This is a genomic window from Acidimicrobiales bacterium, from assembly GCA_041394265.1.
Lineage (GTDB): Bacteria > Actinomycetota > Acidimicrobiia > Acidimicrobiales > SZUA-35 > JBBQUN01.
Map to the genome: position 1 here is coordinate 3,730,651 of JAWKIO010000005.1, position 17,445 is coordinate 3,748,095.

The 17,445-nt window shown below is 67.4% G+C and carries 15 protein-coding genes; 7 read left to right on the plus strand and 8 right to left on the minus strand.

What is annotated here, in order from left to right; all coding sequences use genetic code 11:
* Window positions 1–53: 53 nt before the first annotated feature.
* Entirely contained in the window at window positions 54–1,064 is a 1,011-nt protein-coding gene (locus tag R2733_18100; protein ID MEZ5378421.1) for a hypothetical protein, read from the plus strand.
* Between the two features lie 29 nt (window positions 1,065–1,093).
* Here the strand turns inward: R2733_18100 and R2733_18105 are convergent, their stop codons facing one another.
* Genes R2733_18105 through R2733_18125 form a run of 5 tightly spaced genes read right to left on the minus strand, consistent with a single transcriptional unit; the run spans window position 1,094 to window position 6,528 of the window.
* Window positions 1,094–1,990, minus strand: coding sequence for a GTP-binding protein (locus R2733_18105; protein ID MEZ5378422.1), 897 nt, complete (start codon window positions 1,988–1,990; stop codon window positions 1,094–1,096).
* A gap of 37 nt (window positions 1,991–2,027) precedes the next feature.
* Window positions 2,028–2,657 carry a cytidylate kinase-like family protein gene (locus tag R2733_18110; GenBank protein MEZ5378423.1) on the minus strand — a complete coding sequence of 210 codons (630 nt, stop codon included), beginning with the start codon at window positions 2,655–2,657 and terminating at the stop codon, window positions 2,028–2,030.
* Between the two features lie 60 nt (window positions 2,658–2,717).
* Complete coding sequence (locus tag R2733_18115; protein MEZ5378424.1) at window positions 2,718–3,428, minus strand: YjjG family noncanonical pyrimidine nucleotidase; 711 nt, start codon at window positions 3,426–3,428, stop codon at window positions 2,718–2,720.
* A 14-nt stretch (window positions 3,429–3,442) separates the two neighbouring features.
* Complete coding sequence (locus tag R2733_18120) at window positions 3,443–4,750, minus strand: MFS transporter (GenBank protein MEZ5378425.1); 1,308 nt, start codon at window positions 4,748–4,750, stop codon at window positions 3,443–3,445.
* Window positions 4,747–6,528, minus strand: a complete 1,782-nt coding sequence (locus tag R2733_18125) for a carboxylesterase family protein (protein ID MEZ5378426.1) — start codon at window positions 6,526–6,528, stop codon at window positions 4,747–4,749. Before R2733_18125 ends, R2733_18120 begins: the two co-directional genes overlap by 4 nt.
* A gap of 161 nt (window positions 6,529–6,689) precedes the next feature.
* Between R2733_18125 and R2733_18130 the strand changes: the two genes are divergently transcribed.
* Complete coding sequence (locus tag R2733_18130) at window positions 6,690–8,423, plus strand: glutamine--tRNA ligase/YqeY domain fusion protein (protein MEZ5378427.1); 1,734 nt, start codon at window positions 6,690–6,692, stop codon at window positions 8,421–8,423.
* A 37-nt stretch (window positions 8,424–8,460) separates the two neighbouring features.
* On the opposite strand, the gene R2733_18135 is transcribed toward R2733_18130, so the two are convergent.
* Complete coding sequence (locus tag R2733_18135) at window positions 8,461–9,180, minus strand: DJ-1/PfpI family protein (GenBank protein MEZ5378428.1); 720 nt, start codon at window positions 9,178–9,180, stop codon at window positions 8,461–8,463.
* 231 nt (window positions 9,181–9,411) lie between these two features.
* Here R2733_18135 and R2733_18140 point away from each other — a divergent pair, with 231 nt between their 5' ends.
* On the plus strand, window positions 9,412–9,900 hold the full coding sequence (locus tag R2733_18140) for a hypothetical protein (protein ID MEZ5378429.1): 489 nt from the start codon (window positions 9,412–9,414) through the stop codon (window positions 9,898–9,900).
* Window positions 9,901–9,970: 70 nt separating this feature from the next.
* Window positions 9,971–11,248: a saccharopine dehydrogenase NADP-binding domain-containing protein gene (locus tag R2733_18145; protein ID MEZ5378430.1), complete on the plus strand. Its 1,278-nt coding sequence runs from the start codon at window positions 9,971–9,973 to the stop codon at window positions 11,246–11,248.
* A 33-nt stretch (window positions 11,249–11,281) separates the two neighbouring features.
* Here the strand turns inward: R2733_18145 and R2733_18150 are convergent, their stop codons facing one another.
* Both R2733_18150 and R2733_18155 read right to left on the minus strand, forming a co-directional pair.
* Window positions 11,282–12,586: an aminotransferase class III-fold pyridoxal phosphate-dependent enzyme gene (locus R2733_18150; GenBank protein ID MEZ5378431.1), complete on the minus strand. Its 1,305-nt coding sequence runs from the start codon at window positions 12,584–12,586 to the stop codon at window positions 11,282–11,284.
* Between the two features lie 70 nt (window positions 12,587–12,656).
* A complete protein-coding gene (locus R2733_18155; protein MEZ5378432.1) occupies window positions 12,657–13,259 on the minus strand; it encodes a TMEM165/GDT1 family protein in 603 nt (200 codons plus the stop codon).
* A gap of 86 nt (window positions 13,260–13,345) precedes the next feature.
* On the opposite strand from R2733_18155, the gene R2733_18160 reads away from it, so the two are divergent.
* From R2733_18160 to R2733_18170, 3 genes are all read left to right on the plus strand, one after another.
* On the plus strand, window positions 13,346–15,127 hold the full coding sequence (locus R2733_18160; protein ID MEZ5378433.1) for an IlvD/Edd family dehydratase: 1,782 nt from the start codon (window positions 13,346–13,348) through the stop codon (window positions 15,125–15,127).
* Between the two features lie 74 nt (window positions 15,128–15,201).
* Entirely contained in the window at window positions 15,202–15,819 is a 618-nt protein-coding gene (locus R2733_18165) for a TetR/AcrR family transcriptional regulator (protein ID MEZ5378434.1), read from the plus strand.
* Window positions 15,819–17,441 carry a carboxyl transferase domain-containing protein gene (locus R2733_18170; protein ID MEZ5378435.1) on the plus strand — a complete coding sequence of 541 codons (1,623 nt, stop codon included), beginning with the start codon at window positions 15,819–15,821 and terminating at the stop codon, window positions 17,439–17,441. Before R2733_18165 ends, R2733_18170 begins: the two co-directional genes overlap by 1 nt.
* Window positions 17,442–17,445 lie beyond the last annotated feature (4 nt).

Here is a 17,445-nt window from a genome sequence, read left to right on the forward strand (position 1 = left end):
CGAACCCTCACCTCGACGGTGGTCAGGCCGATAGTCGAGGTGTGGATCGTCAGATGCGATGGCTCCGGCGCACGATCGTGCGCTCGATCTATCAGCGAACCGTTCGCCTGTTCGCTGCGGTCTTTGCCGCGCTCTGTCTGCTGGCGCTCGTGCGGGGCGGGCTTCGCATCGAGACCGACGGCGCTGCTGCCGGGCGAGCGTTCGACCTGTCAGCCAGCGGGCGTCTCGGCTCCGAGCCGCTTCGGCCGAGCGACGTCGTCGCTGCGCTGTTCGTCGCCCAGATTGCCGTTGCGCTGCGGCTGGTCCTGGCCATCGAGTGCAACCCGCTGCATCGGCGCTACCTCGGTCGCTACACCGAGCAGTCCTTGCGATTCCGGGCCGTGCGTCCCGACGGCGCCCCACATCCGGTGACCGAGCCGCTCGACCGTTACGGACTCCGCCCGGCGGTCGTCATCGGCCGTGTGCCGGGGGAGGGCGACGCAGTCGATCCGGCCATGGTGTTCGACATCTTCCAGTCCGACAACCGACTGGTCACGGTCGCGGTCGGTCGGGTGAGCGGCTCCGTCACCGTATTGACCGAACTCGACGACCGGCGGATCGTGGTCACTGCGGATCAGACCATGCTCCCTCACGAGCAACTCGTCGTGAACGCGCAACCGGGCGCCCCGCTGACTGACCTGCTTCGATCGCATCGGGCACTCCTCGACTCTCTCGTCGGTCGAGTCCCACGGCAGGGCCGGAACACTCGTGCCTCGGCCGCTTCGCCGGAGGTCTTCGTCCGCTCGATGCAGCTCGAGCAGGCGTCGTTCCAATGCCTCGGACCCGTGGTCGGGTCCTTCTGTGATCTCGGACATCGCCGTTTCACCTGGCGGCTGCGCTACCGCCTGGATCCGGACGAGATCCTGGCGCTGTCGTTCAGCGATACCGGGTCATCCAATCAGCCTCCACTTCGGCGTCGGGGTTCCGGCGAGGACGCGACACGGCACGATCCCGAAACGATCAGGGCCACGGCGCCCGTCGTGAGGAAGCAACCAGGCGCATCGAAGCACGCAGTGTCGCTCTGATCGATCGTGCTCGGCCTCGACTGGGCGGTTCATCGTTCGGCCGGGCGGATCACGACGAGGTCGGTCGGCTCGGAACGTTCGGACGGGAGCAGGGGGACGACCGAACGTCGGCGGCCTACGACCTGGATGACGAGCTGTTCCCCCGACGTCGTCTCGGCGATCCCCTTGGCCCGCAGGGTGTCGGCGGGAAGACCGGCCAGCAGCTCCTCGAGTGCGGGCCGCTCGATCGGGTGGGGGAGAGGGACGATCTCGGTGCGATGGGCGTCGAACAGTGTCGGGGCAGGCAGCGCCGCCTCGCCCTCGGGATGGCGGGCACCGAGCGCGAGCAGTGTTCCCGCGGCGTCCGCATCGGCGTCGACGATCGGTGTCGCCGGCGCAAGCTGTTCGAGCCGTTGCCGGGTGTGCTCGGCCTCGACGTCCGATGCCAGATCGAGCTTGGTCAACACCAGCAGATCAGCAGCGCCGACCTGGCTCCGCATGGTGTTGCCGATCACGTCATGCGATTCGAGCTCGCAGAACTGCTCGGCATCGACCAGCACGACGACGCCGTCGAGGCGGAACCCGGCGCTCGCGGTCCACGGCACGACGCGCGACGGCTCGGCCACCCCCGACAGTTCGAGCACGACATGGTCGGGCGGCTGCTCTTGCGCCCGGAGCTCGTCGAACGCTCGACCGAGCCCATCGCTCAAGCTGCAGCAGACGCAGCCATCGGTGAACTCGATGGTGTTGCGGTTGCGAGGTCGCAAGAGCTTGGCGTCGACGTTGACCGCGCCGACGTCGTTGACCAGCACGGCGATCGGGCGGTCGGATCGGCGCAGGAGCTCGTTGATCAGCGTGGTCTTGCCCGCGCCCAGATAGCCACCGAGAAGGGTGACCGGCACTCGTCGGCCGTCCCACGGCAAGAACTCGGGCTCTTGGTACGACATCGATGCAGTATGGCGGCCCCAGCCGGTGCCAGTGGCATCAGCCTCGGGCGGCGAGGAACCCGTTGAAGGCGGTGGCGATCACCTCGACGACCGCTTCGGGCGCCATGAGGGTCGAGTCGATCATGAGGTCGTAGGCCGCAGGGTCTCGGATGTCTCGCTGGTAGAGCCGTTTCCAGTAGCCGGCGCGGACACGATCGGTCTTTTCGAGCCGAGCTCGTGCGGTCGCCTCGTCGAGCCGTTCGACCTTCATCCCACCGGCAAGTCGACGGTCGGCCGGCCCATCGAGCCGCACTCGGTAGGCCCCGTCGAGCACGAGGGCGCCTGCGTAGCCGAGCACCACGCCACCCTGATTGGCAGCTGCGAAGGTGGACAACCGTCGTTCGGCCTCCTGGCGCAGCTCACTGCCACTTCCGCCGGGAGGGACGTTGAGATGTGTGCCGTATTCGTCGGGTACGGCGGCGAGCGCCTCGAGGATGCGGCTCCAGATGCTCTGTGAGACGTCTTCGTCGGGCCGCGCCGCCTCGTCGTGCGCGGCGGTGTCGATGGCCGTCGTGGTCTTGGCTGCGACCGGGCGGTCGAGGAACGGCACGCCGAGCCGTTCGGCGAGCATCGGCGAGATGATGCTCCCGCCGGACCCGTAGCTTGCCGACACCGTGACCAGGCGCACGTCACCTACCTCCATCGAAACCGCCGGTGAGGGGCACCAGCCGCGGGAAAGGTAGCAGAGTCAGCCGAAGCGATCCGGGGGAACGAACGATGCGAGCTGGGTGAGGTGCGACACCTCGTGGGTGACGTGATCGTTGGAGCGGAGCGCTCCGGAGGGGTTGTACCAGCAGGTGGCGATCCCAGCGTTTGCCCCGCCACGCATGTCGGAAGAAAGGCTGTCGCCGATCATCAACGTTGCGTCGGTGTGGGGTCGACCGAGTCGATCGAATGCGATGTCGAAGATCGCCGGGTCGGGCTTCGACACTCCCACCTCCGAGGAGATCACGATCGTTGCGAAGTAGTCGTCGAGGTCGAGACGGTCCAGGCGGGCCCGCTGGACCGAACTGATTGCGTTCGTGACGATGGCGAGCGTCGCCCGCTCGCAGAGATGTTCGAGCACCTTGCGGGCGTCGGGGAAGAGGTCGCCGTTCGCCCCGAGCTCGCCAAGGTAGGTGGCGGCCATGACCGTCGGGTCGACGTCGAATCCGACCGAGGTGGCCAACTGCTCGAAGCGGAGCACGCCGACCTCGTCGGGTCGCCTGCTGCCCTGCTCGACGCCGTGCCACAGCGCACGATTGATGCGGCGGTACTCCTCGAAGTAGGCCAACGGGTCGTCGATGCCGTGGGATGCCAGTGTCGCCGCGAATGCTCCTGCCTCGGAGGCGTCGGAGTCGAACAGGGTGTGGTCGAAGTCGAACAGCAGCGTCGAGTAGGTCGGGGTTGGCGATGTCATTGGGTCGGTGGAGCTCACACGGCGACGGCGGTCTGGGGATCACGTGATCGCAGGATCCGCCAGACCGCGTAGGCCGCCATGCCGACCGCAGCAAGACCCGCATAGTGGCTGAGCGCGTGATAGCTGCCGAACTCGTAGACCACACCGGCGGACAACGCGGCGATCGCACCGGCACCGCTCATGACGAGGTCGGCGGCACCCTGGATGGGAACCCGCTCGGCCACGGTGAACGATGAGGTGAGCAGCGAGCTGCCGGCGATGAGGCCGAAGCTCCACCCGACCCCGACCAGGAACAGGCCGACGAACACCCCGAGTGAGTCCTCGGCTCGGGTGTGCGACGCCATCTCGGACCCGATGAACAGGATCACGCCGCCGGCGGCGATGACAGGACGTGAACCGAAACGATCGACCAACCATCCGACGATGGGCGACAGGAAGTACATCCCGATGATGTGCACCGAGATGACGAAGCCGATCACGCGGATCTCGTGGGCACCGGACTTCATGTGGAGTGGCGTGGCGGTCATCACACCGACCATCACCGCCTGGCCGACGAGCATTGACACCATCGCCAGGCGCGCCGCGGGGAGTACGAAGATCTTGCGGATACCGACCCCGGCTCGCACGAACTGCGCCCGGATGGCGCCGATCCCCGTTGGAGCGTCGGCGTCGGGCGGTAGCAGTCCACCGATGACCTCGAGCGGGTCGGGCCGGAGGGTGCGATCGACCATGAAGGCGGCGACGGCGAACAGGACGATGCCCATCAGGTACGGCCCCGCGTACTCATTGAGTCCCAGCCACACGGCGAACGCGGACATGGCGCCGAGGGCGATCGTGGGTCCGAGTGCCGAACTGAAGCTCGATGTCCACACCAGCTTGCCGATCTGCTTGGCCCGGTTCGTTTCGTCGGCGAGATCGGCAGCGGCATAGCGAGCCGAGAGGTTGGCGGCCTGACCGGCGCCCATCGCCAGTGTGCCGATCAACAGGAACGGGTAGAGGCCGAACGCCGCAGCGAGGAACGCGCTGATGGCGCCGAGGAACCCGATGGCCCAGCCGAGTCGAAGCCCGCGCCGCCGTCCGTGGCGCGAGGTGTAGCTGGCGAGCGGGGTCGTGGCCAGCGTCCCTCCGATGGTGAGGAAGGCGGCCGCCAACGTGCCGAGCGACGCCCGCCCAGTGATCTCCTCACCCAGGAGTGCGTTGGCAGCCACGGCCGCCGTCAACGCTCCACCGCCGGGGAGGACACCGCCCACGAGCGAGAAGAGCGTTCGACGTTGCAGTACGCCGCGCTCGGCGGGGGAGAGTGCATCGAAGGTGGTGGTCACGGCATGGCTCGTTCGTAGGAGGGAGAGGAGTCGGACAGATCGATCAGCGGTGATCGGGCGGGAGTGGCGACGGGCGCCGTCGCCTCGGCCACGGCGGTGAGGTGCTGAATGCGGGATCGCAGGAGATCGAAGGCGGGCTCGGGCGTCAGCGGTTCGACGATGCCCGACGGGCGATCGAACACCATGTGGCGAGGGTTCGCGTTCTCGAACGCCGGCCACGACGGGCGGCCGGGGAAGTCGGGAACACCGGTTGCTGCGAACGCGAACCAGCGATCGCCCATGTCGCGTACCAGCAGGTGTTGGTCCTCGGCCACGGGGAAGAGCGGCAGGCTCCGCCCGAACACGTAGGGGATCTCGGCCGAGTGGAATGCTCCGAGCGTCTGTCGGGGCGACGGCGGCTCGGCGGTGAAGTAGTAGCGGAAGACGGGGTGACCGGCGGAAGCGTGCTGGCGGCTGGCGTGATCGACATGCACGCCGAAGAGATGATCGCCGAGGTATCGCACTCGTGCGTCTTCCCGTGCAAACTGGAGCCCGGGATACAGCGTGAACAACTCGTCGACCGCTTCGGCCGAGCCGAACGAGGCGACGAACGTGTCGCGGATCTCGGTGGGGTCGAGCGACTCGGGACCATCGGGGGGCGGGGGGAACTCGGCGCCGGCAGGGTGTACGACCGACCGGAAGAGTGACGCCTCGTCGGCGTTGTAGCCGATCAGCAGCGGGACCGGCGCTTGCTGTTGGCGGGAGAAGGCCGTCATCGGCGTGACCGGAAGCACGACGCCGTCGATGCTCGGGTAGAAGCCTCGGCCCAGTTCGGGGTGGGACTGATACAGCGCATGGAGCGCGTCGGCATCCATGGCTCGCAGTCGTGCCAACTGATCCGCCGCCTCGCCGACGGCAAGGTCGGCAAAGGCACGGCCGGATGCCTCGGCCGGTGGGAAGTCGAGCATCGGTTTGCGCTGGTGCAGCCAGCGAGCGGAGTCGCTCGGGCTCTGGGCGATCGCTCGGTGGAACAAGCTGCGGGCTGCCGGAGCCGTCATGAGGTTGAGCACCCCTTGGCCGCCGGCCGACTCGCCGAAGATCGTGACCTGTCCGGGGTCGCCGCCGAACGAAGCGATGTTGTCGCGCACCCATTCGAGCGCGGCGATCTGGTCGAGTAGGCCGTAGTTACCCGAGACGTCGTGCCCCTCGGGTCGGCCATCGCCCAGCGACGGTTGGTTCGCCGATTCTTCGGCCAATTCGGGATGAGCGAACCAGCCGAAGAGTCCGAGGCGGTAGTTGAACGTGACGAGCACGCAGCCTCGCTCGGCAAGGTCGGGAGCGGTGTAGAAGGGATCGGTGCCGCTGCCGTCGGTCTGATCGCCACCGTGGATCCACATCATCACCGGGAGCCCGCTGGCACCCACCGGATGCTGCACGTTGACGGTCAGACAGTCCTCGCTCTGCGGACGGGGCAGTTTGAGGGCGAGCGCCATTGCCCGCTTCTTCGCCGGCGGGATCCCGACCCCGGTGACCAGCTCGTCGAAGAACGCCTGCATGTTGGCCGCCCGCTGGTAGGCCATCGGGCTCGGCCGGGTGCATGAGCGGACGCCGGTCCATGGCTCGGGGGGAGCAGGTGGCCGCCAGCGACGCTCGCCGGCGGTCGAGGCAGCGTAGGGAATGCCCTGGTAGCGAGCGATCGTGCGCTTTCGTCGATAGCTGCCACGCACGACGCCCGATGTGGTGTCGGCCATCGGCGCATCGTGGTTGGTGACCTTGCGCAGTGTTGCTGGGATCTTCATCTGCTCCGCCTCGTGCTGTGGCCCCGGTGACGATAGTTGCAGCTCGCCACCCACCGCGAGTTGATTGTCGTCCCATCCTGCCGCCTTGCAAGGCGACCTCGCTCGGTGGAAATGGGGAGCGTCGCGTCGCAATCTCGCCAAGAGCTGCTAGCTCTGGAGGCATGACCTCGACTGCAACTGGTGCCGACGGCCTCGGCGAGTCCACCGGTACCGATTTCATCCGGGACAAGATCCGTGCCGACCTGGCATCGGGCAAGTACGGCGGTCGGGTCCAGACCCGCTTTCCGCCCGAGCCGAACGGCTATCTGCACATCGGCCACGCCAAGGCGATCTGCCTGAACTTCGAGCTGGCGGCCGAATTCGGCGGCATCTGCATGCTCCGGTTCGACGACACCAATCCCGAGACCGAAGATCACGAGTACATCGACGCGATCATCGACGACGTCGCCTGGCTGGGGTACACCCCCGCCGAGGTCCGCTACGCGTCGGACTACTTCCCCCAGATCTACGCCTGGGCCGAAGACCTCGTCAGCAAGGGCCTCGCCTACGTCGACGACCAGGATGCCGAGACCATCTCCGCCCAGCGCGGTGGGTTCGGCAAGCCGGGGATCGAGAGCCCCTACCGCAACCGTTCGGTCGAGGAGAACCTCGGTCTGCTTCGTCAGATGCGAGACGGTGCCTTCGCCGACAGCGAGAAGGTCCTCCGGGCCAAGATCGACATGCAGAGCGACAACATGCAGCTGCGCGATCCGGTGCTCTATCGCATCCGCCGAGTGCCGCACGTCCGAACGCATGACGACTGGATCATCTACCCGACGTATGACTGGGCGCACGGCCAGTCCGACGCCATCGAGCTGGTCACCCACTCTATCTGCACGCTCGAGTTCACCGACCACCGGCCGCTCTACGACTGGTGTCTGGCCCAGCTCGAACTGCCCGACGTCGCGCCCGAGCAGACCGAGTTCGCCCGCCTCAACCTGACCCATACGATCACCTCGAAGCGCAAACTCCGTCAGCTCGTCGAAGACGGCCACGTCGACGGATGGGACGATCCGCGTATGCCAACGCTGCGGGGCATGCGTCGCAAGGGCTACCCGCCGGCCGCTATCCGGGCGTTCATGGACAAGATCAGCGTGGCGAAGACCAACGCCATCCACGACATCGAACTCCTCGAATCGTTCATCCGCACCGAGCTCAACCAGACCGCGCTGCGTCGCATGGCGGTCCTCGATCCGATCAAGCTCACCATCACCAACTGGCCCGAGGGTGAGGTCGTGATGGTCGAGGTGCCCAACAACCCCGAAGACCCTGCCGCCGGGTCACGCGAGGTGCCGTTCACCGGGTCGCTGTGGATCGAGAAGGCCGACTTCGAACTCGACCCGCCGCCGAAGTACTACCGGCTCACGCCCGGTCGTGAGGTCCGACTGCGTGCCGGCTTCTTCGTCACCGCCACCGAGGCCATCACCGATGACGACGGCAATGTGATCGAGGTCCTCGCCACCTACGACCCCGAGACCAAGGGCGGCGCGGCCCCCGACGGTCGCAAGGTGAAGTCCACGATGCACTGGGTGTCGGCGCCCACGGCAGTCGACGCCGTGGTCTACGAATACGGACGCTTGTTCACCGATCCGACCCCGGGGGCTGATGGCGACGACGTGTTCGCATCACTCAACCCCCAGTCCCGGGTCGAGCGACACGCCAAGCTCGAGCCAGCGCTCGCCGACGCAGTCCCCGGCCAGGTCGTGCAGTTCGAGCGGCTCGGCTACTTCGCCGCCGACACCCCGCTCGATGGTGAGCTGCGTTTCCACCAGACGGTCGGACTCAAGGATGAGTGGGCCAACATCCAGAAGCGGGCGAGCGGCGACGCCAAGCCAGCGCGCGGGCGCCGCAACTGACGCCGTTGCCGCCTCGGTTGGCGGGACCATGCTCAGGTCAGCGCTCGGATCGTGCGTCCAGGTCGAGCAGTACCACCTCGCTCGCCCGATCGACGAAGGCCGGCTCCGGCCGCTCGACGATGCGATGGCGGCGCTTGCCCCAACCCCAGAATCGCTGGCCGCGCGGCGGCGTTGGCGTCGATGACGACCGGTAGCGGTCCCTCGCTCGTTGCTCGGCTTCGACGCCGTGTAGCGCGCCGACGAGCCGGAACGCAAGCGTTGCCGACGAACCCAGACCGGAGGCGGTGAGCAGCCGGCCGTGCTCGACGAACGGCTGGTCGACGGGTGTGATGCCCCACATCTCGAGGAGATCCTGCGCCAGCCAGTGCGTCGTCGCTCGCGCCCCGTTGGCCAGGCCAGCAGCAGCCAGCAACACCGAACCGGTCGAGGTGGCACCCAACCAGGTGCTCTGCGATGCGAGATTGCGAACCGACTCGAGCAACCGCTCGTCGGCGGCCGCCGTTCGGACACCCATCCCGCCGGGAACGATGAGGGCGGAGCACGGACCGAGCTCGTCAGCCGAGCGGGACGCCCGGACCTTTCCGTGAAAGCTGGTGACGTCGTGCACCTGCACGGCAGCAACGATCACGGGGGTGCCGGCATTCGTCAGGACCTCGGCGACGACACCCGCCTCGTCGGCGGCGATCCCGTCGTACGCCAGAATCACTGCAGGCAGAACGGTCTTCTCCATCTCCACATCCGCTGCCACGCCGTCCATCGGCGCAGCGTAGGCGCTCGCCGTCAGTTCAGTGTCATGCGATCGACTGCGTCGAGTCGGTGTCATGCGATCGACTTCGTCGATTCGTGTCAAGCCGGGGCTCCACCGTGCCGATGCCTTCCGGCAATGGCCACGTCATCGCTTCTCCGCCTGCTCCTCCGTTGTCGTTCGCCGTTCGTCGAGACCCGCAGGCGGGCGTTGGCCGAATTGTGCGAGCTCGACCCTGAGACGATGTCACTCGCCGACCTCGGAACGCTCGTGACGTTCATCCCCGACCTCATCGACGCCGGCGGACCGGACGCCGGCCGCCAGGCACTGACGCTGCTCCAGACCGATCTCGGGGGCCTCTCGGCGTCACGATTCGAGCGGATCTACCCCTACCTTCCCTCTGAGCTCGGACCGCTGGTGATTGCTGCCCTGGCCCGCCAGCGCCGTCCCGAGTCATGGCTTGCGCTGCGCCGCGTGCTGCATCTCGAACTGTCTCAGCCGCAACACGCCGCGCCGCCGCACGACGTCCTCGAGCCGTTGAGCGAGATCTGCAACGAGCCGACCTTCGTGCTCGACGCCCTCCTCGAAGCGCTTGACGACCCCCTCTGGACCGCTCAGTCCGTGCAGGTGCTGCTGGGATGGAACGAACGTGGCCTGCTGTCGGATCGAGACGTGGCGCGGTGCAAGGCCAAGGTGCCCGTGCTCGAAGCCCTCGTCGCCGCTGCTGCCTGACGGCACCCGACCAGGTGGACCGGCACACGAGCGGTCTCGACCCAGCGCACGTGCGATCTAGAATCGGTGCATGGCGAAGGATGATGCCACGCCGGTGCCCGTGACCCGAGACGACGATCGGCGCCTCGACCTGATCGTGTTCGGCGCCACCAGCTTCGTCGGACAGATCCTGTGCCGGGTGCTGGTCGAGCGACACGGCGTCGGCGGACCCGAGTCCGATCCCGATCAGCTCCAGTGGGCCATCGCTGGGCGCAGTGCGAAGAAGCTGGCCGAGGTGGCCGAGGCGACTGGCGCGTCGGTCGAACGCATCGTGGCCGACGCCACGAGTCCCACTGACATGGCGGCACTCGCCGCATCGGCGCACGTGGTGGTGTCGACCGTCGGGCCCTATGCGTTGTACGGCTCGGAGCTGGTGGCGGCGTGTGCGGCGGCCGGTACCGACTATTGCGATCTCACCGGCGAGCCGCAGTGGATGCGTCGCATGATCGACGCACACCAGGCGACGGCCGAGGCCAGCGGTGCCCGCATCGTCCATTCGTGCGGGTTCGACTCGATCCCCTCCGATCTCGGCGTTGCGGTCCTCCAGGCCGAGGCTGAGGAGCGCTTCGGTGCGCCGTGCACGACGGTGGCGATGCGCGTGAAGCACATGGCGGGCGGAGCGAGTGGCGGCACCATCGCCAGTCTGATGAACGTGGTCGAGGAGACCTCCCACGATCCCGAGCTCCGCAAGCTGATGGCCAATCCCTATGCGCTGGCGCCCGAGGGAATGCGCGACGGTGTCGAACAGCCGAACGTGATCACGCCGGTGCACGACGATGCGTCCGGGCAGTGGGTGGCCCCCTTCGTGATGGCGGGCATCAACACCCGGGTCGTCCACCGGAGCCATGCCTTGCAAGGGCGCCCCTGGGGTGACGACTTCCGCTACGACGAGGCCATGTTGATGGGCGACGGTCCGATCGGCATGGCCAAGGCGGTGGCCGTCTCGGGCGGACTCGCCAGCCTGTTCGCTCTCACTGCGATCGGTCCCGTCCGACAGCTGCTGAACGATCGGGTGCTGCCGAAGCCGGGCGAAGGACCGAGCCTCGAGCAACAGGAAGCTGGCTCATTCGACCTTCGGTTCTTCGGCGAGACCGCAGCTGGCGAGCAGCTCCAGATCTCTGTCACCGGTGACCGAGATCCGGGCTACGGCGCCACGGCGCGGATGCTGGCCGAGGTCGCGTTCTGCCTGGTCGAAGACGACGAGGACGACGCCGGTGGCGGCTTCTGGACACCGTCGACCGCGATTGGGGAACGGCTCGTCGAGCGACTCGAGGACCACGCCGGAATGTCGTTCACCACCGTCGTGTGAGTGGCGCGTGGGATCGAGTGAGTGCTGAGGTGCTCAGACGATCGGGAGCGCGTCGGCCACCCCGGCGGCCAGGCGGTCGGCCATCTCGGTGAGTTCGTCGGTGGTGACCGACAGGGGTGGTCCGATCAATACGGCGTCGCCAATTGCGCCGTCAACCGCCGAGCCGCAGGGGTAGACCGTGAGGGCATGGTCGAAGCAGGCGTCGGTGACCCGTTGTGCCGTACCGGGCTGGTCGAACGGCGCCTTTGTTGCCCGATCGGCGACGAACTCGACCGCGCACAACAGACCGAGGCCGCGGATGTCACCCACGTTCGGGTGATCGCCGAGCCGGTTGGTCAGCAGTGAGCGGAGATGCTCGCCCTTCGGGCCGGCGGTGTCGACGAGGTACTCCTGCTTGAGCACGCCGAGGACGGCGTTGGCGACAGCGGCGCCGATCGGATGATGTGACCAGGTGAAGCCATGGACGAAGTTGGCCGCTCGTTCGACGGTGTCGAAGATCTCGCCGGAGGCCATGCACAGCCCGAGTGGCCAATAGCCGCTCGACGCGCCCTTGCCCGCGGTGATGATGTCGGGACGCACCCCCCAGTGCTCGCAGGCGAACCACTTGCCGGTGCGACCGAAGCCGGTCATCACCTCGTCGGCGATGAGGAGGATGCCGTGGCGGCGGCACATGTCGGCGAGAGCGGGCCAGTAGTCGTCGGGAGGCACCATCGCGCCGAGCGTTGCGCCGCTCACTGGCTCGGCGATGAAGGCGGCGACCGACTCGATCCCGACGGACCTCAGCGTGTCCTCGGTCTCGGCGACGATCTCCGCTCCCGACCGTGTGTCTCGATAGGGGTTGGCCATCGGGACCCGGACGGTCTGGCCGATCCACGGTTCGTAGCCACTGCTCAATGCCGGTCGGTCCGAGGCATCGAGGACGCCTCGGGTGTTGCCGTGATACGCGCCGTGGCGGGCAGCGATGAGGTGGCGGTCCTCGCCGCGGGCAAGGTGGTAGGCGCGAGCCAGTTTGAACGCCGTCTCGTTGGCCTCACTGCCGCCGCTCACCGGAAAGATCCTGACGTCGTCAATCGGCACGAGCGGAGCGACCGCATCGGTGTAGCGCTCGAGGGCCAGCGACCCGAACTGGGTGGCGTGGACGTAGTCGACCGAGGCCGCCTGTTCCGCCATCGCCGCGACGACGGCGGGGTGGCCGTGACCGATCGAGTTCGCGATCGCCCCGCCCGCTCCGTCGAGGTAGTGCTTGCCGTCGCTGGCCAGAACGGTGCGCCCGGTGGCGTGAACGGCCAGGGGCCGATCCGTCGCCCGGGTGAAGATGTGGCTCGATCCTTCGGTCATCGTCGGAGCGTACGCCCCGACTCGGGGCCAACGCATCCGTCGGCGCAGGGCGGTGCGCCCGACCGAGCGATCAGGCGGTGATGATCGTGACCACGCCGGTCACCAGAAACGCGCCTCCGGCAAGCACCTTGAGAGCGCGTTCGGGCACCCGGTCGGCGAAGGCGCCACCGATCAGCACGGCGATCGTGGCCAGGATCGCAAACGCTGCGCTGGCCCCGACGAGCACAGCGACCGGTGAACGGACCGCCGAGAGCGCCGCAGTGGTGAACATCGTCTTGTCGCCGAGCTCGGCCGCGAACAGCAATCCCGCCGTGAGGCCGACCGTCGAGAGCCACGACGCCGACCGCCGTTCGTTGACGAGGGCCTCGTCGTCCGGCTCCGCTTGTTCGGGGGCACGAGCGGATGCGAGCGCAACCAGGCCGAGAACGACGAAGACGATACCGACGACGACGGCGATGGTCGTCGCCAGCTGCCCATCGGCACGAGAACTCAGAAGACCACCGGCAGCGACGGCCAGGAGTTGGACGCCGGTGATGCCGAGAACGCCACCAACGGCGACCGGAGCGCGCCGCCATCGAGCGGCCAGGGCAATGAGCAGGAGCTGGCTCTTGTCGCCGGTCTCGGAGAGGACCGTGAGACCGAGTGCGGTGATCGCATCGCCGAAGGCACTCATCACCCTGGTTCTATCCGCGGTTCGTCAACTCCGGTCGCGCTGGTGATCGCCGTCACGTTCGGCCGGTGCGGGCTACGGTCGCGTCGATGACGACGAGATTGCGATCGCAGGCGTGGTTCGACAACCCCGACGATCCGCCGATGACGGCGCTCTACATCGAGCGCTACCTGAATTTCGGCCTGACCCGAGACGAGCTTCAGTCGGGTCGCCCGATCATCGGGATCGCCCAGTCCGGGTCGGATCTCTCGCCCTGCAACCGGCATCACCTCGAACTGGCGAAGCGGGTCCGCGACGGCATCACGGCCAACGGTGGCATCGCGTTCGAGTTCCCCACCCACCCGATCCAGGAGACCGGCAAGCGCCCGACGGCAGCGGTCGACCGCAACCTCGCCTACCTCTCGCTGGTCGAGGTGCTGCACGGGTATCCGCTCGACGGAGTGGTCCTCACGACCGGCTGTGACAAGACCACGCCGGCCATGCTGATGGCGGCGGCGACGGTCGACATCCCGGCCATTGCGCTGCCGGGTGGGCCGATGCTCAACGGCTGGCACGACGGCGAGCGGACCGGATCGGGCACCATCGTTTGGAAGGCACGAGAGCTCCTCGCTCGGGGCGAGGTCGACTACGACGGGTTCATGGAGTTGGTGGCGTCATCGGCGCCGTCGGTCGGGCACTGCAACACCATGGGCACGGCGTCGACGATGAACGCGCTGGCCGAGGCGCTGGGCATGACCCTGCCGGGCGCCGCGTCGATTCCAGGCCCCTACCGAGAGCGCGGCCAGTGCGCCTACGCGACCGGCCGCCGGATCGTCGACATGGTGCGGGACGACCTCAAGCCGTCGGATGTCATGACCCGGTCGTCGTTCGAGAACGCGATCGTGGTCTGCTCCGCGATCGGGGGCTCGACCAACGCTCCCATCCACGTCAACGCCATCGCTCGGCACGTCGGTGTCGAGCTCGATCTCGCCGATTGGGAGACCATCGGGCATCACGTGCCGCTGTTGGTGAACATGCAACCCGCCGGGGTCTATCTGGGTGAGGAGTACCACCGGGCCGGAGGTCTGCCGGCGGTCGTCCACGAGTTGCTGGCGCACGACCTCATCCGCACCGACGCCATGACCGTCAACGGGCGAACGCTCGCCGAGAACTGTGCCGACGCCCGCTCCGGGGACACCGACGCGATCCGGCCGTTCGACCAGCCGCTGGTGGGCGACGCAGGCTTCCTTGTGATGACCGGCAACCTGTTCGAGACCGCGATCATGAAGACGTCGGTGATCTCGCCCGAGTTCCGGGATCGCTACCTGAGCAACCCCGACGATCCCGAGGCGTTCGTCGGCAATGCGATCGTGTTCGACGGGCCCGAGGACTTCCACGAGCGGATCGACGACGAGGCGCTCGGCGCCGACGAATACTCGATCCTGTTCATGCGGGGCACCGGGCCCATCGGCTACCCGGGTTCGGCCGAGGTCGTGAACATGCGGGCGCCGGCGTCACTGCTCAAGCGGGGAGTGACCGCCCTGCCGTGCGTCGGCGACGGTCGCCAGTCGGGCACCTCCGGTTCGCCGTCGATCCTCAACGCTTCGCCTGAAGCCGCCGAGAACTCCGGACTCGCCGTGCTGCGCAGCGGTGACCGGGTGCGGATCGACCTCGCAAAGCGGCGCGTCGACCTGCTGGTCGACGACGCCGAACTGGCGGCGCGGCTGACTGACCTCGAAGCGGCCGGAGGCTTCGCCTATCCCGACCATCAGACGCCGTGGCAGGAGATCCAGCGGAGCATGGTCGACCGACTCGACCGCGGCATGGTGCTGAAACCGGCGGTCGCCTACCAGCGGATCGCCGCCCGAGGCGTTCCCCGCAACAACCACTGAGTCGCTGAACAGGGAGGACGCCCGGCCTCCGGATACGACTGGACAACCTAACAGTCGTTAGGTAGGTTGTCGCCGTGATCGACGGAAGCGCCGCCAGTGGGAGGGAACGGATTCTCGACTCGTCGGCGCGTTTGTTCGCCGAACGCGGCTTCGCCGAGACCTCGCTGCGAGTCATTGCCGCCGACATCGACATGAAGGCCGGTTCGCTCTACTACCACTTCGCCTCCAAGGACGACCTGTTGGTCAGCGTGTTGGAGCGAGGGATCGAGTTGATGACCGACCGGTTCGAGCTCGTCGAACTCGAGTGGTCGGCCGTCTCGTCGGCGTCCGACGAGGCGGCGCACCGGTCTCGGCTCCTTGCCCACGTCGTCGGTCACCTCGAGGTGCTGCACGGTCACTACCCCTACACCTCGCTGCACATCACCACCTTCCGGACCGCTCCGGAAGCGGTGCGGGTCGCCGTCGTGCCGTTCCGAGACGCCTACGAGGCGAAGTGGACGGCGCTGTTGGCCGAACTACTGCCCGAACGCCCGGCCGACGAGATCAGCATCCTCCGCCTCGTGCTGTTCGGCGCCATGAATTCATCGATCGAATGGTTCGATGCCGGTCGAGGCAACCTCGACCACTTCGCCAACGTGGTCACCGACCAGTTCTGGTTCGGTGTCACCCGTCAGGAAAGGCAGGTGCAGTGATGCAGCCTGTTGTCAGCCGAGTCGATCGCGATGCCGCCGCTTTCGCCGCCAACACCGAGGCCTACCGGGCCCTTGCCGACACGCTCGCCGAGCGGATGCAGTGGGCCATCGACGGCGGTCACGGGCGCGATCGCAGCATCGAGCGCCATCTTGCTCGCGGGAAGGTGATGGTGCGCGACCGCATCGCCATGGTCACCGATCACGGCACGCCATTCATGGAGTTCTCGACGTTGAGTGGCTACGGCCAGTACGACGACTCGGCGCCGGGCGGCGGGCTCGTCACCGGCATCGGACTCGTCCACGGTGTGCCGTACGTGTTCATCGCCAACGATGCGACCGTGAAGGGTGGCTCACTCCTTCCGGTGTCGATCAAGAAGCACGTGCGAGCGCAGCAGATCGCCGAGGAGAACGAACTCGGCGTGATCTACCTGGTGGATTCCGGTGGCGCCTTCCTCCCGCTGCAAGACGAGATCTTCCCCGACAAGGACCACTTCGGCGGCTCGTTCTATCGGCAAGCGCGACTGTCGGCCCAGGGGCTGCCCCAACTCTCGGTGGTCCTCGGCGGCTGCACCGCCGGCGGAGCCTATGTACCAGCGCTGTCCGACGAAGTGATCATGGTCGAAGGCATCGGTCGCATCTTCCTCGGCGGTCCCCCGATCGTGAAGGCGGCACTCGGCGAGATCGTCGAACCCGACGACCTGGGCGGTGCCGAGCTCCACACCCGCATCTCGGGAGTGAGCGACTACCGCACCGATACCGAGGCCGAGGCCTACGCCAAGTTGCGTGAGATCTGCGAGACCACGAACCAGCGGCGCATCGACGAACGCCAGGACTGGCTCGACTGGATCGAGCCGGAACCGCCGCTCTACCCGGCCGAGGACCTCTACGGGATCATCTCGGCCGACGACCGGATTCCGTTCGACGCCCGCGACATCATCGCTCGACTGGTCGATGGTTCCCGCTTCGCCGAGTTCAAGCCGGAGTGGGGCGAATCGATCGTGTGCGGCTTCGCCCGGATCTGGGGCCACCAGGTCGGGATCATTGCCAACAACGGAATCATCTTCTCGGAGTCGGCCCTGAAGGCCACCCACTTCATCGAGATGTGCGAGCAGCGTCGGATCCCGTTGCTCTTCCTGCAGAACACCTCCGGCTACATGGTCGGCAAGGACTCCGAGTCCGGCGGCATCGCCAAGAACGGGGCGAAGATGGTGGCAGCGGTCGCAAACGCCACCGTGCCCCGCTACACGGTGCTGACCGGTGGCGCCTACGGCGCCGGCAACTACGGCATGTGCGGTCGCGGCTTCCAGCCCCGGTTCCTGTTTGCCTGGCCGAACTCCCGGATCGCCACGATGGCTGCCGACACCGCCGAGACGGTGCTGGTCGACATTCGGCTCGGCGGTCTCAAGGGGGCCGAGACCACCGAGGAAGAGATCGCCGCCATCCGGGCCGAGATCCGCGGCCAGTACGAGATGCAGTCCGACCCGTACTACGCCACCTCACGACTCTGGGACGACGGCCTGATCGACCCGATCCACACCCGCGACACGCTCGGCCTGTGCCTGGCGCTTGCCGCCCGACAAGACGAACCGGGCCCAGGCCGCGGCCTCGTGTACAGGATGTGACGAC

What these genes read in the sequence shown, in the direction of transcription:
- R2733_18100 (MEZ5378421.1), top strand. Translation starts at nt 54, where the DNA reads ATGCGATGGCTCCGGCGCACGATCGTGCGCTCGATCTATCAGCGAACC.
- R2733_18105 (MEZ5378422.1), bottom strand. Translation starts at nt 1,990, where the DNA reads ATGTCGTACCAAGAGCCCGAGTTCTTGCCGTGGGACGGCCGACGAGTG.
- R2733_18115 (MEZ5378424.1), bottom strand. Translation starts at nt 3,428, where the DNA reads ATGACATCGCCAACCCCGACCTACTCGACGCTGCTGTTCGACTTCGAC.
- R2733_18125 (MEZ5378426.1), bottom strand. Translation starts at nt 6,528, where the DNA reads ATGAAGATCCCAGCAACACTGCGCAAGGTCACCAACCACGATGCGCCG.
- R2733_18130 (MEZ5378427.1), top strand. Translation starts at nt 6,690, where the DNA reads ATGACCTCGACTGCAACTGGTGCCGACGGCCTCGGCGAGTCCACCGGT.
- R2733_18135 (MEZ5378428.1), bottom strand. Translation starts at nt 9,180, where the DNA reads ATGGACGGCGTGGCAGCGGATGTGGAGATGGAGAAGACCGTTCTGCCT.
- R2733_18140 (MEZ5378429.1), top strand. Translation starts at nt 9,412, where the DNA reads ATGTCACTCGCCGACCTCGGAACGCTCGTGACGTTCATCCCCGACCTC.
- R2733_18145 (MEZ5378430.1), top strand. Translation starts at nt 9,971, where the DNA reads ATGGCGAAGGATGATGCCACGCCGGTGCCCGTGACCCGAGACGACGAT.
- R2733_18150 (MEZ5378431.1), bottom strand. Translation starts at nt 12,586, where the DNA reads ATGACCGAAGGATCGAGCCACATCTTCACCCGGGCGACGGATCGGCCC.
- R2733_18155 (MEZ5378432.1), bottom strand. Translation starts at nt 13,259, where the DNA reads ATGAGTGCCTTCGGCGATGCGATCACCGCACTCGGTCTCACGGTCCTC.
- R2733_18160 (MEZ5378433.1), top strand. Translation starts at nt 13,346, where the DNA reads ATGACGACGAGATTGCGATCGCAGGCGTGGTTCGACAACCCCGACGAT.
- R2733_18170 (MEZ5378435.1), top strand. Translation starts at nt 15,819, where the DNA reads ATGCAGCCTGTTGTCAGCCGAGTCGATCGCGATGCCGCCGCTTTCGCC.